Origin of the sequence: Paludibaculum fermentans, from assembly GCF_015277775.1 — a bacterium.
Lineage (GTDB): Bacteria > Acidobacteriota > Terriglobia > Bryobacterales > Bryobacteraceae > Paludibaculum > Paludibaculum fermentans.
Genome location: NZ_CP063849.1, coordinates 5,595,748 through 5,619,198, shown reverse-complemented (window position 1 = coordinate 5,619,198; position 23,451 = coordinate 5,595,748). Strand labels below are relative to the sequence as shown.

The window sequence follows — 23,451 nt, the reverse complement described above, 5'->3', positions numbered from 1 at the left end:
CAACCCGGAGCTGGGCGTACGGTTTAAGCGACGACGTAAGGCGCGCGGTACTTGCGCGTCAGTAGTTCGTTGGCCGCGGCGTCGGCGCCGAAGTTCATGCCGGCAGCGTTCCACTTGATGGTGTGCTTCACGCGGTAGCTGATGTTGGCCAGGTGGCACAGCGAAGCGGACATGGCGCCGATCTCGATTTCGGCATGCAGTTCCTTGTAATTCCGGCTGCGGCAGGCGGCGAGGAAGTTCTTCATGTGAGCGATGGTGCCGTCGGGCCCGCGCTCGGCTTTCTCTTCGTACGTCTTCTCGCTCTTCTCGCCCCGATAGATCTGGAAGCCGGTGGAGTCCACCCACATCCAGCCTTCGTCGCCATAGAACAGGTTGCCGACGGCGTAGTTGCCGACAGGTTGGCCGCCTTCGGGACCCGTGAGCAGGCCGCGAACCTCGAAGACAATCTCCATGCCAGGGTATTGCATGGACGCGAGCTGGGTGTTCGGCGTCTCCTGGTCGTCGTCGTAAGCGTACTTGCCGCCGGTCGACGAGGTGGATTCGGGCCAGGTGACTTCGCCCAGGCCCCAGCGGCAGATGTCCATCTCGTGGACGCCCTGGTTGCCGATGTCGCCGTTGCCGGTATCCCAGAACCAATGCCAGTTGTACTTGTAGCGGTTCATGGTGAAGTCGCGCAGGGGGGCGGGCCCGAGGAACTGGCTCCAGTCGATGCCGGCCGGAACCGGGGTGACGGGCGCCTTGCCGATGCTCTTGCGGCGTTTGTAACACAGGCCTTTGGCCATGTAGAGCTTACCGATCACGCCCTGATGCAGCATCTGCATGGCGTGCATCTTGTAGGGCGTGCTGCGGCTCTGCGAGCCGATCTGGACCATGCGGGCGGTTTTGCGGGCTACAGCCACCATGGCGCGGCTCTCGTGGATGTTGTGGCTCGCCGGCTTCTCGCAGTAGACGTCCTTGCCGGCCTGGCAGGCCCAGATGGTGGCCAGCGCGTGCCAGTGGTTGGGGGTGGCGATGGAGACGGCGTCGATGTTCTTATCGGCGAACATCTTGCGCATGTCGTCGTACTCGGCGGCCTTCTCGAGGGAGGCGTTGGTGAGACGGGTTTGCGAGCGCTCGCGGGCGGCCTGATTGACGTCGCAGAGGCCCGCGATGCGCGCCTCGGGAATCTGCATGTAGTTCGACTGGTGGTCGTTGCCACGACCGCCCAGGCCGATGATGCCGACGTTGACCTTGTCGTTGGCGCCCATGACGCGGGTGGCGGAGGCGGCCAGTACGGCGCCTTGGAAAAAATGACGGCGAGAGACGGAGCTCATGACAATACCTCGCTAAAAAATGATAATCCCAGAAGCACGATATCACGCCTGGAAGCGGTCCTTCCAAGCCAGGAAACGCTGTTCCAGCAGCAGCCAGGAGAGGCGGGCCAGCCCCAGGGCGATGGCTGAGCCGAGCAGGAAGCCCACGAAGGCCGCGGGCACTGCTCCGATGACGCGGGCGGCTGGCTCCATGGCCAGGTAGAAGTAGCCGACCAACGGAAAATGCAGGACATAGACGCCGTAGCTGTACTTGCCGAACGTGCGCAGCAGCGTGGAGCGGAGCGGCCGCCAACCACGGAAGCCGGCTAGAACTACGAATAAGTACAGAATTCCAAAGAGAGTGTAGCCCGCGACCGCCACGACGGGTTGCGAGTTCTTCGTCCCGAAGACGACGAAGATTGCCGTGAGGCCGGCCGCTGCCGCTCCGGCTAGGGGTGGTGCCCAGCGGAGGAGCCGTTGGAGTCCCGCTTCGTTCCTGACGATCACGGCCAGCAGCGCGCCCCAGGCGAGGGTGTCGACGCGGAATGGCGTGAGTCGATAGAGGAACTCGGGCGAGTAAGGATGGACGCGCCAGGCGAAGCGCAACAGGGGCGCGGCGGCGATCAGGAGTCCGCAGAGCCACGGCAGGCGGCGCCGGCCCAGCCAGAGCACCAGCGGCGGCCAGGCGAGGTAGAACTGCTCCTCAATGGAAAGGGACCAGAGGTGGCTGAGGAAGGCATAGTCTGGGCCGAGGGCGCTGCGCCAGTTCGAAAGGTAAAGCCAGTACCAGCCCTGGGCCGGGCCGGGCGGCACGGGGCGGTTCAGCGCATGGGCCAGGGGCAGGACCGCGAAGAAGAACGCCGCAATGTAGATGTAGTAGAGGGGGAAGATGCGCAGCGCGCGGCGGGCGTAGAAGGCGCGGAAGTAGTTGGGCGATCCGGCGGTATCCAGCAGGATTCCGGTGATGAGGAAGCCGGAGAGGACGAAGAAGAGGTCGACGCCGCTCCAGCCCAGGCGCAGCAGGGAATAGAGCGGCTCCGGCGGATTGGCGGTGAGGCCGAAGTGGACGGCCAGCACCAACAGGATGGCCAGCCCGCGCACACCATCGAGTTCGGGGATGCGGCGGGCTGACAACGGCTCGGGCACTACTTGCTATCCTCGCCAGCGCACGCCGAGATCGAGCACCTTCTTGCCGTATTCGACGCTGCGTTCCATGTGCTCCTTCTGCTGGAACTTCAGGGCCTCGACGAACTCGGGCGGTACAGGACGGCCCGGCACGTCTTCGATGACGACGTGGCCTTCGTAGGGGTGGCCCTGGCGGGCGAGGGCAAGAAAACGAGCCAGGTCGGAGCCACGCATGTCGGGATACATCTTCCAGAAGCCGGGTTCCAGGTAAGGCAGGATGGCGGGTGGACGCCCGGTGATGGGCTTGATGTAGACGTAGACATTCGGGCAGAGCTCACGGGCTCGCGCCATGATGGCTTTGAAATCCACCACCCCTTCCCCGAGCGGCACCCACTGAACGGCGACGCCGCGCGGCGTTTCGTAAACGACGGAGTCGCGCAGGTGCAGGCAGCAGATGTGGGGCGCGAGGGTCTCCAGGGTCGTCATGGGGTGTTCCAGGACAAAGACCGGGTTGCCAGTATCCATGTAGACACCCACGAACTCCTTGCCCGCGGCTTCCACCACCTGCTTCAGTTCCCAGGCGAGCAGGTCCTTGTGGACCTCGATGATGATCTTCATCCCGGCGTCCATCACCTGCGACCGGACGGCCTTCAGGAGTTTGACCGCCGTCTCCATGTGCTGCTCGACGGGGCCGGGCGGGAAGGCCGCGCGCTCGCTGGCCAGCACTCCGCGCATGTAAGGAGAGCCCATGGCCTTGGCGCGTTCAACGTTCTTGAGCAGGGAGGCAACGGCCGGCTGGAACTGGTCGGCGGTGCGGGGCATGATGCCGCCGCCGCCGGTTTCCAGGTGCAGGCCGAGCCGCTCGCTTTGCGCGCGGACCTCTTTCCAGTGGGCGGGATCCATCGCTTTGGGGTCCAGGGAGTCCTGCAGGAAGACGGCATCCAGCTTGAGCGACGCCGTGTAGTCGAGCAACTGGGCATCGTTCCAGCGCAGCGCGCGCAGACAGTATGTGTTGAGCCCCAGCTTCATGGGGGGCAAGGCGTTGGGCATGTGAGCGTCTCCTGAAAGCGTCCGCGGAGGATAGCTGTTCCACCTGGAACGAGCATTTGTCCTACCCCACAGGATAGATGCTTTCGCGGGGACGCCGGAAAGGTCCCTGGAGCGCAGAAAGGGTGAAGAAACAAAATGGGCCGCAGGGCAATTCAGTTATTAGTGTGTTCGGCGATGCTGGGTGCGTCGCTGTGGGCCGAGGTGAACGGGGCGCCGATGTTCACGACGAACGCGCCGGGGGACGGCATCTGTACGGATTGCCATGGTGGGAACATCAATACGGGCGCCGGCAAGCTGACCGTGGCGATGGTGGATGCCGCAACCTGGACACCGGGACAGCAGGTACGGCTACGGGTCACGCTAGCCGATCCGCAGGCGCGGCGCTGGGGCTTCAACGTCACGGCGCGCCTGAGCTCGGATCCGAACTCCGGGGCTGGGACATTCGCGCTGGCCGACACGACGAATACCAGGCTGAACAACGGCGGCGGGGGCATCCAGTTTGTGACGCACACCCTGGTGGGTACCAAGCTGGGGACCACTGGTTCGTCCACGTGGGAACTGCTGTGGACTCCACCAGACAGCGCATCCGCCGGGGAAGTGACCTTCTACGCGGCCGGCAACGCGGCCAACGGAAACAACCAGCCCGATACGGGCGACAAGATCTATACGACGACGCTCGCGGTCTCGCCAGCGGCCAGCAACCCAACGACGCCCGCGCCGACGGTGAACCGCATTGTGCCCAGGTTTGTGTTCGGAGAGAACTGGTCCTCGAAGCTGTATCTGTATAACACCACGGACTCGGCGGCGAAGATTCTTGTTTTCTTTACGGGCAACGATGGTACGCCCTCCAGCGGGGTGCCTGGAGGCGCCGCGCCCACAGTGGACCTGGCGGCGCACGGCAGCGCGGTGATCGAAGCGCCCGCCGGCGGCGCGCTGACCGAAGGCTATGCCTCGCTTGTGCTGCCGGACGGTGTGTCCGGCTATGCCGTTCTCACGAAGTCTCCGCCGGACCAGCCGGCGATGGAAACTGTACTCAATTTCTCCTCGCCCGGCGTCAAAAGCAGTACGCTGGCGTGGGACGATACGACGCTCACGACTCAGCTTTCGCTCAGCAACCCCGGGTCAGAAAACACCACAGTGCGTTTGACCCTGGCGGATCCTGGCGGTCAAGCCGTGGCTAGTTCCAGCATCGCTCTGCCCGCCAAAACTAAACTGGAAGTAAACCTGAAGGACATACCGGAGTTCACGGCCGCCACGGGCAATCGTGGGACGGTTGTACTCACGGTGGAGTCCGGCAGTTTCTCGGTGGCGGGTTTCCGCGTTGGAACTACGTCGTTCAGTGCGATTCCCTCAACCGATAAGTAACCAAAACCAAAAATATGCATCCGGGTTTCTATCGACATGAGGATGGGGAAAATTCAAATCACTACAAAACTGTCAATTTGCGCCGTAATTTTTGGCGCTTCCTTGTTGGCAAATAGCACGGGCGCTCCGACGTTTGTCACGGGCGCTCCTGGGGATGGAATCTGTACGGATTGTCATGGAGGCGTGGCCAATAGCGGTACCGGCAGCGTGAAGGTGGAACTGGTGGACGCCAGCCACTGGACGCCAGGGCAGCAACTCCGCTTGCGGATCACATTGGCGGATCCGACAGCGCGACGCTGGGGTTTCGAAATCTCCCCCCGGCTGGCTTCGGATGCCAACCAGAGCGCGGGGACGCTGGTGGTGGCGGACTCCACGAATACCCGGAAGGTCAGCTCCGCCGGGATCCAGTTCATCACACACACGTCAACGGGTACCTATCAGGGCACGTCCAACTCCGGCACCTGGGATGTTCTCTGGACTCCGCCGGCTGACGTCAACGTAGGCAACGTGACCTTTTATGTAGCCGGCAATGCGGCCAACAACAATGGGCGCGAGGATCCGGGCGACCACATCTACAACTCGTCGCTGACGGTCTCACCCGGCTCCGGTTCGACTCCGACGACCACCACTTACGCCTTACCGCAGTTGGCCTTCGGCGGCGGGTGGTATACGGCGCTGTATTTCAACAACACGACCGGCAGTGCGGTCTCAGTGAAGGCCAGTTTCTTTGGCCAGGACGGGAGTCCGCTCACGGTGCCGGATGCGGGTGGGACGACCAAGACCCTGGATATCGGCCCCAGCGGCACGGCGATCTTCGAAGCAACGAACACAGGCGCGCTGACGCAGGGCTGGGTGAAGGTCGAGTTGCCGGATGGGGTGACCGGTTATGCCATCTTCCGGCAGAGCATTCAAGGACGCGCGGACCAGGAGGCGGTTGTGCCGCTGACGGGCACCAGCCTCTCGGACAGCACCCTGATCTGGGATGATACGGCGTTTGCCACGGCAGTGGCGGTGGCGAATCCGAATGCGAGCGCGGTTACGGTGAACGTGACGGTGCTCGATTCGGGCGGCAACTCGATTGGTACCTCCACGATCGACGTTCCGGCCAACGGCAAGACGGCGACGCTGTTACGCAGCCTGCCGGGTTTGGCCGGCATGGCGGGCAATCGGGGCCTGGCGAAGTTCTCCATCGCTACCGGCGGCCTGTCGGTGCTGGGGCTGCGGTTCGGCGGTGAGGCCTTCACCTCCATTCCCACGGCTGCTCCGGTGGGGACCTCGTTCGCGTTGCCGCAACTGGCCTTCGGCGGCGGCTGGTATACGGCGCTGTACTTCAGCAATACGACCGGTAGTCCGGTCTCCGTCACGGCCAACTTCCTGGGCGAAGACGGGAATCCGCTGCCTGTCGCGGATGCGGGCGGAACGTCGAAGACGCTGAACCTCAGCGCCAACGGCACGGCGCTCTTCGAGGCGACCAATACCGGCGCGCTGACGCAGGGCTGGGTGAAAGTGGATCTGCCCAGCGGAGTGATCGGGTATGCGATCTTCCGCCAGAGCATCCAGGGACGCGCGGACCAGGAGGCGGTTGTGCCGCTGACCGGGACGACGCTGCCCACCAGCACCTTGATTTGGGACGATACGGCGTTCGCCACGGCTGTGGGTGTGGCCAATCCCACTGCATCGGCGGCCCTTGTGAACGTGCTGGTGCTGGACGCGGGCGGCAACCAGATCGGCACCTCGACCATCGCGGTTCCGGCGAATGGCAAGACTGCGGCGCTGTTGCGCAGTCTGCCCGGCTTGAGCGGGATGGTAGGCAATCGGGGCGTCGCGAAGTTCTCCGTACCGGCGGCAGGCCTGTCGGTGCTGGGGCTGCGCTTCGGCGGCGAGGCATTCACCTCGATCCCGACCGTGCAGCAGTAGAGATCAAAGCAGGCGGAACTGAGCTTTCACGCTAATTGGGGGCGCCACCACGGCGCCCCCGTTTTTTTGCGGCTTACTGCGCCGGAGGAGCGAGTGGCGGGTGGACTTCCACCGGGTTGTGCACCGGCTTGAGGGTGCGCAGATAGGTGTAGATCGCCCGCAGGTCTTCTTCCGGGATCTGCGACATCGGCAGCCACGGCATCACCGTGAAATTGCTCTGGTTCATCCGGGGAGCGTTGTCGTACGTCATGTTCGCAAAGCCCTTGAACTTGTCCACGAAACGCTGCTCGCTCCACTTGCCCAGGCCCGACTCTTCGTCCGGCGTGATGTTGGCCGAACGTACCAACTTGCCCGCGAGGTTGAATTCGTGGCCGCCGGCGAACTCCTTGCCTTCGATGGCTTTGCCCTTCTCCAACTGGCTGTGGCATTCGGTACAGCCGCCCATCTCGACCAGATATTCTCCGTATTTCAGGCGGTTCGAATGATCGGGTACGGGCACCTGAGTGGTCACCGGCTGCGGCGCGAACTTGATCATCAGGTTGACAGGGAAGTTGAGCTCCGTCCGGGGCAGGCGGTTTTTCACCGGTGGCAGCGAGTTCATGTAGGCCACCACCGAGTTGGCATCCTCGTCGCTCATCTTGCGGAAATGCGTGTACGGCATGAAGGCAAACAAGGCGCGCCCATCCTTGGAGACGCCTTCCCGAATCGCGCGCAGCTTCTCCCCGTCGCTCCAGGAACCGAGGCCGGTTTCGGCATCGGGTGTCAGGTTGGGGGCCACCACTTTGCCGGGAAAACCGAGTTCGGGTGGGAACACGAACCCAACGCCGGCACGGCCGTCGTAGACCGGCGCGGCGAACTTGTCCCAGTTGCGTTCGCTGTGGCACCCGCCGCAGTCCGCCACGTACTCGAAGACGTATTTGCCGCGCTGCAGGCGCTCCGCCGTGGCTTCCACCTTGAGCGCGGAAGGCGGATTCATGGCCGGCTTCTTGAGCACCAGGGCGGCATACCCGCCGCCCACGATCACCACAAGGGCGATGACAACGTAAAGCAGAACTTTCTTCACTGCGAGAGCCCCTCCTACCGGGTCCTTCCATCAATACGCGCAAACAGTGGCGCTGATCGGATCGAACCGTAAAGTATTTTACAGTTCCGGCGGCTCCGTGCAGGGCGAATCGGGACTGCTGCCCCTGTCAGCCGATTTCGCCGACGCGGTGGAGCTTCATCATGTTGGTGCTGCCCGGGCGGCCGATGGGCATGCCGGCCACGAAGACCACACTGTCGCGGGGCTTCAGCAGCCCTTTCTCGACCAGCACGCGGTCCATCTGCGCCATCATTTCGTCTGTCGACGTGGTGTGAGGCGCGACGATCGCACTGATGCCGAAGACGACGGACAGGGAACGCGCCACCTGCTGCGTCTGCGTGAAGACGAAGATCGGCACCGGCGGGCGGAAGCGCGCGACGTGACGGGCGCTGGAACCGGAGGAGCTGAAAACCACGATGGCTTGCGCGCCGGCCATCTTGGCGGCGTGATAGGCGGAATCGGAGACGATCTCGGCGTGGGTGACGTACTCGCGGGTGGGCAGTTCGCGGAAACCGTACTTGCGCGTAGACTCTTCAGCCTGGGCGGCCGTGCGGTCCATCATGCTGACGGCTTCCACCGGATACTTGCCGACGGAGGTCTCACCGGAGAGCATGACCGCGTCGGTGCCGTCGTAGATCGCGTTGGCGACGTCGCTGACTTCGGCGCGGGTCGGGAACGGATTCTCGATCATCGATTCCAGCATCTGCGTAGCCGTGATGACGAACTTGCCGGCGCGGCGGGCGGATTCAATGATCGACTTCTGGATGAAGGGGACCTTCTCCATGGGGCATTCCACGCCCAGGTCGCCGCGCGCCACCATGACGCCGTCGCTCTCGCTGAGGATGTCCTTGATGTTCTCGACAGCCTCGGGCTTCTCAATCTTGGCGATGATGGGCAGATTCGAGCCCTTCTCCTCAAGGAACAGGCGCAGGCGCAACACGTCGCTGGACCGGCGCACAAAGCTGAGGGCGACGAGGTCGACGCCCACTGAGAGGCCGGCGAGCATGTTTTCCATGTCGCGGCGGGTCATGGAGGGGGTGGACAACTGGACGCCGGGCAGGTTGATGCCCTTCTTGTCCTTGATGACGCCGCCGCGGACGACGCGGCAGCGGGCGCGGATGCCGTCGCAGTCGATCACGATGAGTTCCAGGGCTCCATCGGCCAGCAGGACGCGGTCGCCGCTCTTTACGTCGCGGGCAAAGTCCTTGTAAGTGGTGGAAGCGCCTTCAGTATTACCGATGACGTCTTCGGTCGTGATGACGAATTCGGCGCCGGGCAGGAGCACGGCTGAGCCGCCTTCAAAGGTCCCGATCCGGATCTTGGGGCCTTGCAGGTCGAGCAGGATGCCTGTATTGAGCTTGAGCTCTTCGGAGGCTTTGCGGATTTCCAGGACGGCTTCGTGGCGCTGTTCCACGGTGCCGTGGGAAGCATTCAGGCGGAAAACGTCTACGCCGGCCTGAATGAGCTTGCGGATCATCTCCGGAGAGCTGCAGGCCGGTCCCAGTGTGGCAACGATCTTGGTGTTGGTCATGCGGATTGGTGAAATGTTTCGCCCAACGGTGGCCTTATTCCATTATGCCCCGTATTGGGCTCCAATCCCCAGCAACCAAACCGTAATCAGCGCGCGGTCCAGTTCACCAGTCCCATGTAAGCTGTTGCCAGCACGGCCACACCGAAGACAATCCGGTACCAGGCGAAGGCAGTGAAGTCGTGGCTGCTGATGAAGCGGAGCAGCCAGCGGACGCACAGGAAAGCGGAGAGGAAGGCGGCCACGGAGCCAACGCCGAACCAGCCCGCATCGGCCATCGAGAGCAGCGAGCGCTCCTTATACAGCTCGTAAGCGCCGGCCACCATCAGCGTGGGGACGGCCAGGAAGAATGAGAACTCCGTAGCCGCCTGGCGGGAGAGACCCAGGAAGAGACCGCCGATAATGGTGGCGCCGGAGCGTGACGTGCCGGGGATCATGGCCAGGCACTGGGCCAACCCGACTTTCAGGGCATCCTTCCAATCCATCTCATCCACGCTGCGGATGCGGACCACGTGTTTGCGCCGCTCAGCCCACAAAATCACCAGGCCGCCAATGATGAACGCCAGCGCCACCGGTACCGGTTTGAACAAATGAGCCTTGATGACTTTGTTCAAAGCCAGGCCGAGCACCGCAATCGGCAGGAAGGCAATGAAGAGGTTCACCACAAATCGTTGGGCGCGCCGGTCGGAAAAGAGGCCTTTCAGGACGCCCAGGAACTTTGTACGGTATTCCCAGATGATGGCGAAGATGGCGCCGGTCTGAATCACGATCTCGAAGACCTTGCCCTTCTCCGAGTTGAACGACAGCAGATCCCCGACCAGGATGAGGTGTCCGGTGGAGGAGATCGGCAGGAACTCGGTGAGGCCCTCCACAATACCCATGACGAGGGCTTTGAGCAACAGAATCAGGTCCATCGCCGGATTGTAGCGAATCAGGGCGGTCCGGCACGATCACGCGAGATGGATCTTGTGATCCCCCTCTACTGGGCTGGCCGGGGCTTCAGGGCGGAGAGCAGGATCACGGCCAGCAACAACACAGCGGCGCTGCATTGGAACGCGGCCGCGAGGCCCACCTGGCTCTTCAGATACCCCGCCAGGCCGGCCATGACACCGCCCAGCAGGCAGGAGAGGCAGTTCATCAACCCGTAGCCGGTGGAGCGCAGGCCCGGGCTCACAAACTGGCTCAGCACCGGCATCGTGTTGCAATCATAGAGCCCGCGGCCGAGGCCAAAGAGGATCAGGCCTAAGACCAATATGGGAAAGGACTTGGTGGTGCCCATGAGAAAGAGGAAGGGTGCGGCGACACCGAGTCCGATGACCTGGGTGAGGATGCGCCCGCGCGAGGAGGACTGCTGCCAGCGGTCAGAGGCGAACCCGCCCACCAGGATGCCGGCGTAGCTGGCCACCTGCAGGTAGAACGTGGCCGAGAATCCGGCGGCTGCCAGGCCGAGCGAGTAGTTCTCGACCAGAAACGCGGGTAACCAGGTGTAGACCAGCCAGTTAGCGACTCCGACCAGGCCGAAGGCCGCGCCCAGCCGGAGGAAGGCCGGATTCCGCAGCAGTTCTCCGAAGCCGTGCAGCGGATGGGGGACGGCGCCCGGCGACGGCTCCGCATGGCGCCGGAAGAAGGCGAACAGGATGATGAAGTATACAATCCCGACAGCCCCGAGAACCGTGAAGGCCATGCGCCAGCCGTGGGTTTCGCCCATCCAGCCGCCCCAGACTCCGCCGAGAATCACCCCGCTATAGAGCCCGCTCTGGTGGATGCCGGCCGCTAGCGAACGAGTCTTGTCAGGGTGGGCGGCGACAACCAGGGCCAGGGCGGCGGGCAGGTAGCAGGCTTCGCTGACGCCCATCAGCGCGCGGGTCCAAAGCAGCTCTTCCACGGTGCGGACGTGGCCGGTGAGCCAGGTGACGGCGCTCCAGACGATCAGGCCAAAGAGAATGATGCGGATGCGGCCAAAGCGGTCGGCCAGATAGCCGGCGGCGGGGGAGAGTAGTCCGTAAGTCCAGAGAAACACGGTGCCGACGAGCCCGAGTTGGGTGCTGGTGGCGCCGAGATCCCGTTGCAGCAGCGGGAACATGGAGAAGGCCACCTGCCGGTCGAGGTAGTTCAGGGCGGCCACGACCCAGAGCAGGCCCACCAGGAGCCAGGGGTGCAGGCTGCGCCTTGGATTGATGCCTGTGAATTCAGACATGGAACTCCTCGAGTCTGACAATCGATATAAATATCGATAATAGGGTCGAGGTGAACGGCAAGTCAAGCGGTGGGAATCGGCGATCCGCGCGAATCGAACTGGATGGGAATGGTTTAAGGCCGATTCGGGACGTGGGATTGGATTGGATGATTAGGACTAGAATTGGAGCATGTGTACCGAAGTAACCCCACGACTGTCGCGCCGCGGCCTCATGCGGACCTCGCTGGCGGCTCTGACGGCCGTGGCTGCCAGCGCGGCGCCCGCCGGTTGGAACGACGCCGACCTGATTCTGCCGGCCGACTTCGCCAAGCGGCTGGGCGGGAAGGACGCGAAGAAGATTGCCATCTTCCATGTGGGCTTTGGGGTGTTGTATCGCAGCAAGCACATCCCGAATTCGGTCTACGTCGGGCCGTGCAATAAGCCGGAAGGCATCGAGTTGCTGAGGAAGGCCGCCGCCGGGCTTTCCAAGGACCAGGACGTTGTCCTCTACTGCGGCTGCTGTCCGTGGGACCACTGCCCCAACATGAAGCCGGCGTTTGCGGAATTGAAGCAGTTGGGGTTCAAGCGCCTGAAGGCTTTGATCATCGATACCAACTTCTCGGCCGATTGGATCCAGCACGGCTATCCCGTCGAGAATGGCCAGGGCTGACGCTCTGGTCTTCTGTTATACTTGCTTTGCTCTGGCTTTCGCTCGCCGGTAAGGCGGATGAAGGTAAAACTATTTACACGCTTTCCACGCCTCAAAGAGGTGACGGGCATAGTGTTGCTCCTCGCCGCTGTGGGGTTTTTGTTTGCTCTGGCCTCCTACGATCCAACTGATTCCAGTTGGAATAACGCCACATGGCGGACCCCCGCACACAATAAGATCGGCAGCGTCGGCTCGCACTTCGCCGATTTTCTGTTCCAGACAATTGGTCTGACGGCGTGGGTTGTACCCTTCCTCACCGCCTGGCTCGGTTTGCGCTGGATGCGCGCCAAAAGCCTGCGGTCGCCCATCATCCGGCTGCTGGGTTACTGCCTCATGTCCGCCTCGATCTCTGGCGCGCTGGACCTGATGCACCCGCTCACTCCCTATGACGGGGCGTTTGCCGTGGGCGGCGTGGCCGGCTTCCTGGTGGCGAGCAGCATGATCCGGATCCTGAATGTCACGGGTACCGCTATCCTGTTGACCTGCCTGTTCATTCTGTCCATCTACCTGGTGTCGACCTTCTCCATCGCCGCGATTGGCGAGGCGGTTGAACAATGGCTGGCGAAACAACTCAGTAAGGTATGGAAGCGGAAACCGAAGCCGCAGATGGACCCGGCCGATGAGCAGATGCAAGGCGAGGGCACCGAAGCCCCCGGGTTGCTGGCGCAGGCCATGGCGAGCCGCAAGTTGAAGGGGAAGGCCGCTGCCGCCGCAGCCGGCGCCGTGGCTCTGAGTCCCGCCGGATTGAACGCGGATGTGGCGCAAATGGAAGGCGCCGGGCTCGACACCGAGATCCCTCAGTATGTGAACGGCCACGGCGAAGTGTACTCAAACGGCCACACGAACGGCTATGCCAACGGCTCGACGGGCAACTTCCGCAATGGCGGAGCCGCTGTCGAGGACGCCCCTCCGTGGGAGCCGGATATCCCTATTCGTTCGCTGGAAGACGACCTCTCCCCGGCTGTCGTGCCCGCTCCGCCGCTGCCGAAGCCTGCAGTAAAGGCCAAGGAAGAACCGCCCCGCCGGACGTCGTTCCGGGTTCCGCCCACAAATTTGCTGAACATCGTGCCGGAACGCGAAGGCTATGACAGCGCCGAACTGAAGGACGTCGCCAGCCGCATCAAGTCGAAACTCGAAGAGTTCAATGTGCTGGGCAATGTGGTGCAGATCAACCCGGGTCCCGTGGTCACCACGTTCGAGTTCAAGCCGGACGCCGGAGTAAAGATCGCCAAGATCACCACCTTGAGCGAGGACTTGTGCCTCGGCCTGCAGGCGGAGTCGATCCTGATCGAGCGCATCCCCGGCAAGCCGACCATGGGCATCGAAGTGCCCAACTCACGGCGCGAGATGATCAGCCTGCGCCAGATCCTGGAATCCGATGAATTCATTGAGTCGGCGTCGCGCCTGACCATCGCCCTGGGCAAGGACATCAGCGGCCGCATCCGTATCTCCGAACTCGAGAAGATGCCGCACCTGCTGATTGCCGGCTCCACCGGCAGCGGCAAGAGCGTCATGCTGAATGCCCTGATCATGTCCGTGATCTACAAGTCCACTCCGGACGAGGTCCGCATGATCATGGTGGATCCCAAGCGGGTCGAACTGGGCATCTACGACGGCATTCCACACCTGTTGACGCCGGTGATCACTGAGCCCAAGAAGGCCGTGAACGCGCTGCGCAACGCGGTGCTGGAAATGGAGCGCCGCCTGAAGCTGCTGGCCAGCTACGGCGTCCGCAATATCGACCAGTTCAACAAGAAGATCCGGCTGGCGAACGACAAGCCGATGTCGCTGTTCGACGAGAACAAGCCGAAGGATCCGGTGGAGGAAGAGCGGCCGCTGCCGTATATCCTCATTGTTATTGACGAGTTAGCCGATCTGATGATGCTGGAGCGCGCCGGGGTGGAAGAATCCGTCATCCGCCTGGCTCAGATGGCGCGCGCCGTGGGCATGCACCTGGTGCTGGCCACGCAACGCCCCAGTGTCGACGTGATCACGGGCCTGATCAAAGCCAACTTCCCGGCTCGTATCAGTTTCCGCGTGGCGACGCGCGTGGAATCGCGCATCGTGCTCGATGTGATGGGCGCGGAGCACCTGCTGGGCAAGGGTGACATGCTGTTCCTGCCGCCCGGCACCTCCCGCCTGCTGCGCGTGCACGGCGCCTTCGTCACCGAGACCGAGATCACCGATGTGGTTGATTTCTGGCGCAAACAAGGTTCGCCGGACTACGACCAGAGCTACCTCATCGCTCCGCCGTCCGACGACGACAACGACGAGGCGGACGAGGCCGACGGCGAGGAAGATCCCCTCTACCGCGACGCCGTGCGGGTGGTCTGCGAGATGGGCAAGGCTTCGACGTCTATTCTCCAGCGGCGCCTGCGGCTGGGGTATGGCCGCGCGGCCCGCATCCTGGACAACATGCAGCGTGAAGGGATCATCGGTCCGCCGGATGGATCCCGTCCCCGAGACGTTTTGCGCCGGCCCGGCTGGATGGACGCGCCGGACAACGACGACGACTGAGTTTGTGGTTGAGAAACCGTAGAAAGCCCGGGGGCCAACTGAGCCTGGTCCCCGGGCTCTTTTCTTTTCGGGCGGAGATTGCGCGAGAGAGTTCGAATGCCGGGCTACTCCTGAAGAGGAGGCGAAGTTCGCATGCCGCGGTGGTCGCCTGCCCTGAATTCCGAGCCCTTGTCACCTGAAATCGGGATCGCCGGCGTTCCGCGCGGCGGCCAAACTGGAAGCGTAAACGCAAATTCCAGGAGGAAATCATGCTGCGAAGCCTGAGTTCTTTAATCGGCTCGACGATCCACGCGGAGGATGGCAATCTGGGACACGTCCACGATTTCCTGTTCGACGATCGTGGTTGGAGAGTGCGCTATCTCGTTGTAGAAACAGGGAGTTGGTTCTCCAGCCGGCAGGTGCTGGTGGCGCCCGCCGCGGCGGGGCAACCGGATTGGGACCAACGCATCCTGCCGGTGAGCCTGACCATGGATCAAATCCGGAATAGTCCGGATGTCGATACGGCGAGGCCGGTGTCGCGCCAGGAAGAGATCGCCATCAGCGAGTACTACGGCTGGCCTACCTACTGGTCGATGGAGCCGCCGCTGGTCCCGGTCTTTGCCAGTCCCCAAACGGCAGTCATGGAAGAGGACACGCACCTGCACAGTTCGAAAGACATCATCAGCTACCAGGTGAAGGCGGCGGACGGGGAACTGGGCCAGATCGACGACCTGATCATGGAAGATTCGAATTGGTACGTGCGGTATGTGGTGGCCCGCACAGGAAGCTGGATGAACGGCCAGAAGGTGCTGCTCACGACGAGGTGTGTGGAGTCGATCTCGTGGCCGGACCGCCAGGTGGTGCTGGCTCAGGCACACGACGATCTGTAACTCGAACTCTCTAAAGCGGAGCGGAGGAACCTGCGCTAGAGTCAGACGTGCGCATTCTGCTTGGTCTGGCTCTCCTGGCTGCCGTCGGGGTAGTCATCTGGTTGTACGGCATCCGCGTGCTGAGCGGAGCGCTCGATCGTTTATCGACAAATCGAACCGCTGTCCGGCCGTTGGATCAGCTCAGATACGACAATGGCGTGCTCGAAATGGCGGGTGTCCGTCTTGATCTGATGGTCCCGGGCAGCCTCCCGTCGGGATTCAACGTGGCCCTTTCCGGAACCGGCCGGGTGACATTCACCTACGCCGATGGCGAGTTCCCCTGCGGGCCGGGCCGGAAACAAGGTGGTCCGGATACCCTGCCGGATGTGACATTCAAACCCGACGCGGGTGATCAGGTCACCTTGACGACGGAACAGAGCCGGGTGAGCTGGCCGACACCCTTGGAGATGAACTTCATGACCGGCTCGGCTCCGTCCTGGCGGCGCCACCTGTATTACCGATTGACGTGGCTGAAACGGAGCGGGGCCCGGCTGGAGATTCTGTGGCGCTATCAGCAAGGCTTCTTCGCCGCGGACGGATGGCGGCCCGCGACGGTAGAGTACGGGTCCGCCGGATTTCTGCGCGCGTCCATTGTGCCGGCGGAGGATTTGCGGAAGGCGGCAACGGAGTATCTGGTCCGGGTCAAGCATTGGCAGGAGGCTGACTACCGGCTGGAGAGCCAGGGGCCCGATTCCGGCGGCAGCGCGGAGGTGATGGCCGCCATCCACCGCGACGACGAGCGCGGCGCGCAGCCGGGTGCGGGCCGGTCTGTGAAGCTGCTACTGGACTACAAGACCCGCGCGGTTGTGCGCGAGATCGCCTTCCAGTGAGATTGGGCGAGTAGGAGCTAACTAGCGGAAACGGCGGAGGATATGGATCGCATCGGGGTCTTGTTCCTCGTTCGGGTCGACCTTGCCGCAAGTGTATGCTTCGGCGCAGTAAGACGCGGAGTACTCAGGGTAGAGGCTCGGGAACGACCGTCCGGAGTAAGTGAGCTGGGTGCTGTAGGCCAACGAAGTCAGCCCGATAATGGCGTACAGCGCCAGGACGACGGGCGACCAGCGGCTGATGGCTGCCGGCAGCGGCAATGCTTCTACTCCCCTGAACGCGTAGGCGACCAGCAAGGGCAGCACCGGCAGCCAGAAGCGGGAATCGAAGTGCGGCCAGATGGCGAGGATCAGCCCATAGAACCCGAAATAGACGTCAGTTGAGCTGAGGTCCCGCCGCCTGCCCAGCAAGCCCGCGACAGTTGCGGCGAGCAGCAGGGCGCCCGGAAGCCTCACAATCCATTGTGATTCGAGCGGAAGGACGCCTTTGGGCAGATTCAGGAAGAGCTGGCCGAACTCCATCAGCCGGAACTCCGCCAAGCCCCATAGAAACTGGTACCAGGCCTGGGCTCCAACGAATTGGAGGAAGTAGTTGCGCAGGATGAGAGTGAGCTTCCAGGCGACTACAGCAACAGCGGCCAGCAGGAGCAGTGCAACCGCGGCGACCAATTTCCTGGGGATGCGGGCGGTGTGCACCCGCACGCTCCGGTTGCTCAGCACGCACCAGAGCCACGCCGGCCAAAGCGCCACTCCAATGGTTCGAACCAGGGTTGCGCAGCATACCAACAGCAGTGCCAGGGCGCACCCGAGACACAGTTTCCAGCCCAGTTTGAGGTCCCGCAGCCGTTCCATGGAGGCGAGCGCGGCCATGGAGATCGCGAAGAACGGCACGTCGGTAAGCGGGATCATGGAGTGCTTGATCACCACGACGGAGAGCAGGAACAAACACGCAACGCCCAACACCGTAGATTCATCCATGTCGAACCGGTTCATCAGGATGCGGCGAATCGCCAGCAAGCCCACGGCGAGCATGGCCAGGTTGAAAAGCGCGAGGGCGGCTGGCGACATAAGGCCCGTCCTCAGCAGCGCCGCCACGACGAGAGGGAAGCCCGGAGGGAAGACAGGCCGTTGCCCGTGATCGATGAAGCCGCGGCCTTCCGCTAGGTTTTCACCCACGCCCAGAAGGTGAACGCTGTCGTAGTTGAGCCGGAGCGGAGTGGGGATCTGGATCAGGTAAAGAGCGGCCAGTGCCAGCAGAAGCCAACGGCAGACGACCCGCGTTTGCGCCTCCGGCAGCGGCCAGAATGTGCGCGGGGACGCCTCCGCCTGGTGCCTGGTAGAGGATGCGCTGGATTGGTAGTGCACCGGGCCCGCCGGCGGAACACTCGTCCTGATCATCTCTACTCCTATCGGCCCTATCGGGAATGGCCATTAGGTGGAGAGGGACGGGCCGCCTTCGACGGCGGTGGATCGCGGCGGCGGCCCAGACTACTTCGAGTGCGCTAACTGGTGCTGCTTGCAGTACTTGGAAGCGTCGGCCGCGGCTCGGGTGCAGCGCTTGCCAGAGGCCGTGAGGGCGGCGCAGCGTACAGCGGGCGGCTTGGCGTCGGGAGCGGGATCCGATTCTATATTGCGGAGTGCGTTATACGCAGTGGGCTTGCTCTGGAGTGCGCCCTTCTGCTCGCTGAGGCCGCGCAGGACGGTGTCGATGCGTCCTTCCAAGGCGGCCACCTGCGCTTTCATCGCGGTGAGCTCCTCGATGAGGCTCTCCAGCCGTTCCACTTCGGGCTGCGTTCGGGCGGGCGCCTGGGCCCGGACCAAAGGCATCAGAAGGAATAGGCAGATGGCGATACGCGGCATAGCACTGAACTAGTGCCGCGTATTCCCATTTATTCTCAGACCTTGAATTCGATGCCTTGCGCCAGTGGTAAGTCCTTCGACCAATTGATGGTGACGGTCTGGCGGCGCATGTACGCCTTCCAGGAATCGCTGCCGGCTTCGCGACCGCCGCCCGTCTCCTTCTCGCCGCCAAAGGCGCCGCCGATTTCGGCGCCACTGGTGCCGATGTTGACGTTGGCGATGCCGCAGTCGCTGCCCCGGGCGGAGAGGAAGGTCTCCGCGGAGATCAGGCTGTTGGTGAAGATGGCGGAGGAGAGGCCCTGGGGCACCGAGTTGTGCCAGGCGATGGCCTGGTCGAGGTTTTCGTATTCCAGGATGTACAGAATGGGGGCGAAGATCTCTTCGCTGACGATGGGCATGAACGCGCTGGCCTTGACCAGCGTGGGCTGGACGAAGAACCCGCCGTTCTGTTCCAGCGCCGCCCCGCCATAGAGGATCTCGGCGCCCTGGGCTTTGGCTCGCTCCAACCCGTCCAGCATTTCTTCCACGGCCGGTTTGTTGACCAGCGGGCCCATCAGCGTCTGCGGATCCAGCGGGTCGCCAATGCGTACCTGGGCGTAGGCGGCCTTCAATTTCTCGATGAAGGGGCCCGCGATGGACTTGTGCAAGAAGAGCCGGCGAATGGTGGTGCAGCGCTGGCCGGCTGTGCCGACCGCTCCGAAGAGAACGGCTCTCAGGGCGAGGTCGAGGTTGGCGTCTTCGGTGACGATCACGCCATTGTTGCCACCCAGTTCGAGGATGGTCCGGGCCAGGCGGCGGCCCACCACTTCGGCGACTCGGTAGCCCATCTGGCAGCTACCCGTGGCGCTGACCAGGGGTACGCGCTTGTCGGCGAGCATCTTCTCGCCCACAGTGGATCCGCGTCCGATGACGAGAGTGAACACGCCCTGCCAGCCGGTGCGTTCCAGCACGCGGTTGCAGATGTTCTGAACAGCGATCGCGGTGAGCGGGGTTTCGGAGGAGGGTTTCCAGAGGACGCAGTCGCCACAGACGGCGGCGATGAGTGCATTCCAGCTCCACACCGCGACGGGGAAGTTGAAGGCGCTGATCACGCCGACCACACCCAGCGGATGCCACTGCTCGTACATGCGGTGGCCGGGCCGCTCGCTGTGCATCGTGAGCCCGTACAGTTGGCGGGACAGGCCGACGGCGAAATCGGCGATGTCGATCATCTCCTGGACCTCGCCCTTGCCTTCGGCGAGGATCTTGCCCATTTCCAGGGCGACCAGCGCGCCGAGGTCGTCTTTGTGGAGCCGCAGCTCCTCGCCGATCAGGCGAACGATTTCGCCGCGTTTGGGGGCGGGCAGCAGGCGCCAACGCTCAAAAACGGCAGCGGCGTCGTCCATGACCGTGTCGTAATCGGCGGCTGAAGCCATGGCGACGCTCGCGATGGGCGCGCCGGTAGCCGGATTCAGGCTACGGAGCTCGCCGCCGCCCGGGGTTTCCAGCCAGCCTGCGCCGCAAGCTCCGGAATTCAAAGGCTGAATGCCCAGTCTATTCAGAATCTCTTCGACTGACATGAAGGCTCTCCGGCCTTCATTGTACGCAGCCCGCGGGCCGGCCGGATGCTGTTATTTCGTCAGGCGCTGGACAGAATCGACCAGCATTTCGGCGCGCCGGACGGCGCAGGTGGCATTCACGCGGGCATCTTCGCGGCGCTCATTGTCGGCGAGGCCGGCCAGGTCGTCCTGCTGGTTGTCGACGTAGGCGCCGAGTAGTTCGCTGATCGTCCACGACTCACGGACTGCCGAACGCTGCTCCTCGTTCAGTGTGTCGTACCGCGCATCCAGCTGATCCAGCAGCTCCTTGATCGTTTTGACCTTCACTTTGGCGGTCTTAACCAGGGACTCGGCCTGCTTGGGGTCCGACTTGGTCTGCTCCAGCAGGCTCTGGAGCGACTTCTCCGTCTTGGCAATGGCCCCGGCCTCCCGCACCACATCGGAGACCACCGTCTTCGAGGACTGTGCGGCCAGGTTCCGGCCGACGACGATCAGGCAGATGGCGAGAACGAAGATCAAACGATACATCATTTCCTCCCAAAGCACACAATCAGGGGCTAATCAGCTATGCCCCCAATGTCCTTCCCAATTTTTTCGGCCAGCTTTGAAGTGCTTTTCGCCTGACGTTTCAGGACGCCCCAGGCGGGTTTATTCTCCCCGTCCCCGAGCGTGGCGCGCTGCACGGCGGTCAGGTCCGTCAGGCGGTCGGCCGCTTCCTTGAGGCGGTCGAGCCGGTGGTCCTGATACAGGCCCCTGGCGCACTCGGCGCGCTCGACTTCGTATAGCTTGGACTGGATGCGCGCCGCGCTAACCTGTTGATTTTCTATAGATTGCCGGATGGCTCCCCGATCGACGCCCAAGCCGTAGGGCTTGGTGGCCACATCCTGGGCCGCTACCCGGATCAAGGCGGCTTCGCCGCTTATTTCCTTAGCCGCGTGCTTCCACTCAGACGCAGGGACTTCCGTCTGAGCTACGGCCAGGCTGGCGGCGAAGGCCGCCGCGAATGCAAATCGTAACATCTGCCGTCCCTCCTATATAGGAATGACGAGATATTAACCTAGTATGGTTGCAGATAATTAAGATAGGCCCTTTTGGGTCATCTCGAGCCGGCTTCGGCCGGGGCGTTTTTGACGTATTTATCGAACCACGTCAACATTTCCCAGACGGTGTGCTCGGAGCTTTCGCGGGCCGCGTAGCCGTGCGATTCAAACGGCAGCATGACCAGCCGCACGGTGCCGCCGTTGCCGCGGATTGCCTGGTAGAGCCGCTCGCTGTTGATGGGGAAGGTGCCGGGGTTGTTATCCGCTTCGCCGTGGATGAGCAGGATGGGGGTCTTGATCTGGTCGGCGTAAGTGAATGGCGACATCTTCATATAGGTATCGCGGGCCTGCCAGAATGTGCGGCGCTCGCTTTGGAAGCCGAACGGGGTCAGCGTGCGGTTGTAGGCTCCGCTGCGGGCGACGCCGGCGCGGAATAACTTGCTGTGCGCCAGCAGGTTGCCGGTCATGAACGCGCCGTAGCTGTGGCCGCCGACGCCGACCCGGTTGCGGTCGGTTACGCCCATTTCCACGGCCTTGTCGATGGCCGCCCTGGCGCTGGCGACGAGCTGTTCGAGGTAGGTGTTGTTGACCGTCTCCGGATCGCCCACGATGGGGATGGTGGCGTCGTTCAGGATGGCATAGCCGGAGAGCAGCAGGAACAGCTGGGAGATGCCGCGCATCTGGACAAACCGCTGGGTGGACCCGCCGATCTGGCCGGCGGTGTCGGCATCGTTGTACTCCAGCGGATAGGCCCACAGGATGGTGGGCAGACGCTGGCCCGGGTGGTAGTCTGGCGGCAGAAAGAGCGTGAAGGAGAGCTGGACGCCGTCGTCGCGCTTGTAGGTGACGAGTTGACGCTTGATCTTGCGCAGGATGGGCGTGGGGTCCTGGAAGTGGGTGACGGCGACGCGGTCTTCGCTATCCTTTTGCCGGATGAACAGATTGGGCGGCGTGTTGGGCGTCTCGTAGCTGGTGAGGAAGCGGGTGCCCTCGGCATTGAGCAGCCCCACGACGGTTTCGTAGCCTTGCTCGCCGGCGCGGAACAGGCGCTCGGTCTCCCAGGTCTTGAGATTCATGCGATCCAGGAACGGGCGGTCGCCCTGTGGTGTGGCGCCGGTGCCGGAGAGGAAGACATAGTCGCCGCTCTGCTGCAGCACCATGCCGCCTGTGGGCAGGCGCTTGAGCAGGGGCAGGCCGGGGTCTTTGTAGCGATCCTGGGCATTGCGGCTGGAGACCAGCTTCGCTTGGGCGGACGGATCGTCCAGGTAGATGCGGAACATTTGCAGCCAGCGGCGGTCGCGATCGTAGTCGCTGACCAGGGCCAGCCCGCCGCTTTCGCCATACATCAGGCCGCGGGCGCGGTGCTGGGTTTTGAACACTTCCACCGGATGTCCGGTGAACGGCGCGCGCAGCATCATGAGCTTGTCGCGGAAGGGCGCCTTGGCTTTCGGATCGCCTCCGTCCAGGGCTTCCCACCACATCAGTGTGGCTCCTTCGGTGGGCCGCCAGCCGATGTTGCGGCGGCCGGTGGGGACGCCCTCAATGGGTACGGTGTCTTCGAGTGGATGGCTGAAGACCTGGTAGACGGTGCGGCCGGAGCGGTCCCAGACCTCGGTTTCCCGCGGGAAGTCCGGGTAAGCGTGGAGGTATGAATAAGGCTTCTGGATGCGGGCGACCAGCAGGTGTTTGCCGTCGGGCGCGGGTGCGACGGAGGAGAAGATGCCGGGTTTGCCGATGGGGGTGACGCGGCCTGTGGCCACATCGACGCTGGCGAGTTGCGCCGTGCAGTAGTAGTCGAAGAGCTTCTCGTCGTAAGGGCTCTTCAGCATGTCCTGGTAGGTGCGGACAGGGCCTGCGTTGCCCGAGGATTCCTGGACATTGGGGCCGGCCGGAGCGGCGGGCGGCCTGGGCGCGGGTCCGCGGGCGGCGGCTACCATGCGCACGAGCAGCTCTTTGCTCGAGGAGAACCAGATCACCGGCTGGCCGATGGTGTCGTTCAATACAACGCCAGGGACTTTGCGGAGAATGGGGCTGGAGATGGACCCGATGTAGAGTTCGATGGAGGTGGCGGTGGAGTTGGCGACGGCGAAGTACTTGCCATCGGGGCTCCAGACCGGGGTGTCGAGGCTGGCTCCGGGTGGGGTGGCGATCTTGACCTCGGCGCCGCCATCGATCGTCTTGAGGACCAGCCCGGTGGCCATGCCCAGCGGCGCGTGCGGCCCGTTGTTGGCGGGATTGATCCGCAGGCCGGCGATGCGGTGCACCGGGGCGGCCAGCACGGCAATGGAGGGATAAAGCTGGCGTTGGATGAGGAGGATGTGGGTCTTGGCCGGGCTGACGGAGGGTACGGGCGAAGCCGGCGCGTGCATGACGTCGAGGATGGCTTGCGGCGGCTTCTGGTATGTCATTTCGGCGTGCAGGAGGACGGGCAGGAGAGTCAGCAGGAGGACGGTGGGGCGGCTCATCATAATCTCCCGAAGCGAGCGGAATAAGATCGAGTATAGCAGTGGGGTATGGG

General features: G+C 63.3%; 19 protein-coding genes. 6 read left to right on the top strand and 13 right to left on the bottom strand.

Features of this window, described 5'->3' with window-relative positions; translation table 11 throughout:
* Positions 1–23 precede the first annotated feature (23 nt).
* The 3 genes from IRI77_RS22105 to IRI77_RS22095 are packed head-to-tail and all read right to left on the bottom strand — an operon-like array spanning position 24 to position 3,467.
* Positions 24–1,313, bottom strand: a complete 1,290-nt coding sequence (locus IRI77_RS22105; RefSeq protein WP_194447185.1) for a Gfo/Idh/MocA family protein — start codon at positions 1,311–1,313, stop codon at positions 24–26.
* 42 nt (positions 1,314–1,355) lie between these two features.
* The gene (locus tag IRI77_RS22100) at positions 1,356–2,438 is read right to left on the bottom strand and encodes an acyltransferase family protein (protein WP_194447184.1); all 1,083 of its coding nucleotides are present in this window, start codon (positions 2,436–2,438) and stop codon (positions 1,356–1,358) included.
* A 6-nt stretch (positions 2,439–2,444) separates the two neighbouring features.
* Positions 2,445–3,467, bottom strand: coding sequence for a sugar phosphate isomerase/epimerase family protein (locus IRI77_RS22095; protein ID WP_228486254.1), 1,023 nt, complete (start codon positions 3,465–3,467; stop codon positions 2,445–2,447).
* Between the two features lie 135 nt (positions 3,468–3,602).
* On the opposite strand from IRI77_RS22095, the gene IRI77_RS22090 reads away from it, so the two are divergent.
* Positions 3,603–4,832, top strand: coding sequence for a choice-of-anchor V domain-containing protein (locus tag IRI77_RS22090; protein WP_194447183.1), 1,230 nt, complete (start codon positions 3,603–3,605; stop codon positions 4,830–4,832).
* Between the two features lie 36 nt (positions 4,833–4,868).
* Positions 4,869–6,749: a choice-of-anchor V domain-containing protein gene (locus IRI77_RS22085; RefSeq protein ID WP_323745112.1), complete on the top strand. Its 1,881-nt coding sequence runs from the start codon at positions 4,869–4,871 to the stop codon at positions 6,747–6,749.
* Positions 6,750–6,822: 73 nt separating this feature from the next.
* Here the strand turns inward: IRI77_RS22085 and IRI77_RS22080 are convergent, their stop codons facing one another.
* The 4 genes from IRI77_RS22080 to IRI77_RS22065 all read right to left on the bottom strand — a co-directional run bounded on the left by IRI77_RS22080 (position 6,823) and on the right by IRI77_RS22065 (position 11,555).
* A complete protein-coding gene (locus IRI77_RS22080; RefSeq protein ID WP_194447181.1) occupies positions 6,823–7,812 on the bottom strand; it encodes a c-type cytochrome in 990 nt (329 codons plus the stop codon).
* Positions 7,813–7,939: 127 nt separating this feature from the next.
* A complete protein-coding gene (gene pyk / locus IRI77_RS22075) occupies positions 7,940–9,361 on the bottom strand; it encodes a pyruvate kinase (RefSeq protein WP_194447180.1) in 1,422 nt (473 codons plus the stop codon).
* Between the two features lie 86 nt (positions 9,362–9,447).
* The gene (locus IRI77_RS22070; protein ID WP_194447179.1) at positions 9,448–10,272 is read right to left on the bottom strand and encodes an undecaprenyl-diphosphate phosphatase; all 825 of its coding nucleotides are present in this window, start codon (positions 10,270–10,272) and stop codon (positions 9,448–9,450) included.
* 65 nt (positions 10,273–10,337) lie between these two features.
* Positions 10,338–11,555, bottom strand: a complete 1,218-nt coding sequence (locus tag IRI77_RS22065; protein ID WP_194447178.1) for an MFS transporter — start codon at positions 11,553–11,555, stop codon at positions 10,338–10,340.
* 169 nt (positions 11,556–11,724) lie between these two features.
* Between IRI77_RS22065 and IRI77_RS22060 the strand changes: the two genes are divergently transcribed.
* From IRI77_RS22060 to IRI77_RS22045, 4 genes are all read left to right on the top strand, one after another.
* Entirely contained in the window at positions 11,725–12,204 is a 480-nt protein-coding gene (locus IRI77_RS22060) for a rhodanese-like domain-containing protein (protein ID WP_194447177.1), read from the top strand.
* A gap of 57 nt (positions 12,205–12,261) precedes the next feature.
* Positions 12,262–14,760, top strand: a complete 2,499-nt coding sequence (locus tag IRI77_RS22055; protein WP_194447176.1) for a DNA translocase FtsK — start codon at positions 12,262–12,264, stop codon at positions 14,758–14,760.
* Positions 14,761–15,008: 248 nt separating this feature from the next.
* Positions 15,009–15,629, top strand: coding sequence for a PRC-barrel domain-containing protein (locus IRI77_RS22050; RefSeq protein ID WP_194447175.1), 621 nt, complete (start codon positions 15,009–15,011; stop codon positions 15,627–15,629).
* Positions 15,630–15,676: 47 nt separating this feature from the next.
* The gene (locus tag IRI77_RS22045) at positions 15,677–16,498 is read left to right on the top strand and encodes a hypothetical protein (RefSeq protein WP_194447174.1); all 822 of its coding nucleotides are present in this window, start codon (positions 15,677–15,679) and stop codon (positions 16,496–16,498) included.
* Positions 16,499–16,519: 21 nt separating this feature from the next.
* Here IRI77_RS22045 and IRI77_RS22040 read toward each other — a convergent pair whose 3' ends face one another.
* The 6 genes from IRI77_RS22040 to IRI77_RS22015 form a co-directional block, all read right to left on the bottom strand.
* On the bottom strand, positions 16,520–17,893 hold the full coding sequence (locus IRI77_RS22040) for a hypothetical protein (protein WP_194447173.1): 1,374 nt from the start codon (positions 17,891–17,893) through the stop codon (positions 16,520–16,522).
* Positions 17,894–17,983: 90 nt separating this feature from the next.
* Positions 17,984–18,355, bottom strand: coding sequence for a hypothetical protein (locus IRI77_RS22035; protein ID WP_194447172.1), 372 nt, complete (start codon positions 18,353–18,355; stop codon positions 17,984–17,986).
* 35 nt (positions 18,356–18,390) lie between these two features.
* Entirely contained in the window at positions 18,391–19,914 is a 1,524-nt protein-coding gene (gene amaB, locus IRI77_RS22030; RefSeq protein ID WP_194447171.1) for an L-piperidine-6-carboxylate dehydrogenase, read from the bottom strand.
* A 51-nt stretch (positions 19,915–19,965) separates the two neighbouring features.
* Positions 19,966–20,424, bottom strand: a complete 459-nt coding sequence (locus IRI77_RS22025; RefSeq protein WP_194447170.1) for a hypothetical protein — start codon at positions 20,422–20,424, stop codon at positions 19,966–19,968.
* 26 nt (positions 20,425–20,450) lie between these two features.
* On the bottom strand, positions 20,451–20,912 hold the full coding sequence (locus tag IRI77_RS22020) for a hypothetical protein (RefSeq protein WP_194447169.1): 462 nt from the start codon (positions 20,910–20,912) through the stop codon (positions 20,451–20,453).
* Positions 20,913–20,989: 77 nt separating this feature from the next.
* Positions 20,990–23,401 carry a S9 family peptidase gene (locus IRI77_RS22015; protein WP_194447168.1) on the bottom strand — a complete coding sequence of 804 codons (2,412 nt, stop codon included), beginning with the start codon at positions 23,399–23,401 and terminating at the stop codon, positions 20,990–20,992.
* Positions 23,402–23,451 lie beyond the last annotated feature (50 nt).

Excerpts from the sequence above, each read along its gene's own strand:
- IRI77_RS22105 (WP_194447185.1), bottom strand. The coding sequence starts at position 1,313 with ATGAGCTCCGTCTCTCGCCGTCATTTTTTCCAAGGCGCCGTACTGGCC.
- IRI77_RS22095 (WP_228486254.1), bottom strand. The coding sequence starts at position 3,467 with ATGCCCAACGCCTTGCCCCCCATGAAGCTGGGGCTCAACACATACTGT.
- IRI77_RS22090 (WP_194447183.1), top strand. The coding sequence starts at position 3,603 with ATGGGCCGCAGGGCAATTCAGTTATTAGTGTGTTCGGCGATGCTGGGT.
- IRI77_RS22085 (WP_323745112.1), top strand. The coding sequence starts at position 4,869 with ATGAGGATGGGGAAAATTCAAATCACTACAAAACTGTCAATTTGCGCC.
- pyk (WP_194447180.1), bottom strand. The coding sequence starts at position 9,361 with ATGACCAACACCAAGATCGTTGCCACACTGGGACCGGCCTGCAGCTCT.
- IRI77_RS22070 (WP_194447179.1), bottom strand. The coding sequence starts at position 10,272 with ATGGACCTGATTCTGTTGCTCAAAGCCCTCGTCATGGGTATTGTGGAG.
- IRI77_RS22065 (WP_194447178.1), bottom strand. The coding sequence starts at position 11,555 with ATGTCTGAATTCACAGGCATCAATCCAAGGCGCAGCCTGCACCCCTGG.
- IRI77_RS22060 (WP_194447177.1), top strand. The coding sequence starts at position 11,725 with ATGTGTACCGAAGTAACCCCACGACTGTCGCGCCGCGGCCTCATGCGG.
- IRI77_RS22055 (WP_194447176.1), top strand. The coding sequence starts at position 12,262 with ATGAAGGTAAAACTATTTACACGCTTTCCACGCCTCAAAGAGGTGACG.
- IRI77_RS22050 (WP_194447175.1), top strand. The coding sequence starts at position 15,009 with ATGCTGCGAAGCCTGAGTTCTTTAATCGGCTCGACGATCCACGCGGAG.
- IRI77_RS22040 (WP_194447173.1), bottom strand. The coding sequence starts at position 17,893 with ATGATCAGGACGAGTGTTCCGCCGGCGGGCCCGGTGCACTACCAATCC.
- IRI77_RS22035 (WP_194447172.1), bottom strand. The coding sequence starts at position 18,355 with ATGCCGCGTATCGCCATCTGCCTATTCCTTCTGATGCCTTTGGTCCGG.
- amaB (WP_194447171.1), bottom strand. The coding sequence starts at position 19,914 with ATGTCAGTCGAAGAGATTCTGAATAGACTGGGCATTCAGCCTTTGAAT.
- IRI77_RS22025 (WP_194447170.1), bottom strand. The coding sequence starts at position 20,424 with ATGATGTATCGTTTGATCTTCGTTCTCGCCATCTGCCTGATCGTCGTC.
- IRI77_RS22020 (WP_194447169.1), bottom strand. The coding sequence starts at position 20,912 with ATGTTACGATTTGCATTCGCGGCGGCCTTCGCCGCCAGCCTGGCCGTA.
- IRI77_RS22015 (WP_194447168.1), bottom strand. The coding sequence starts at position 23,401 with ATGATGAGCCGCCCCACCGTCCTCCTGCTGACTCTCCTGCCCGTCCTC.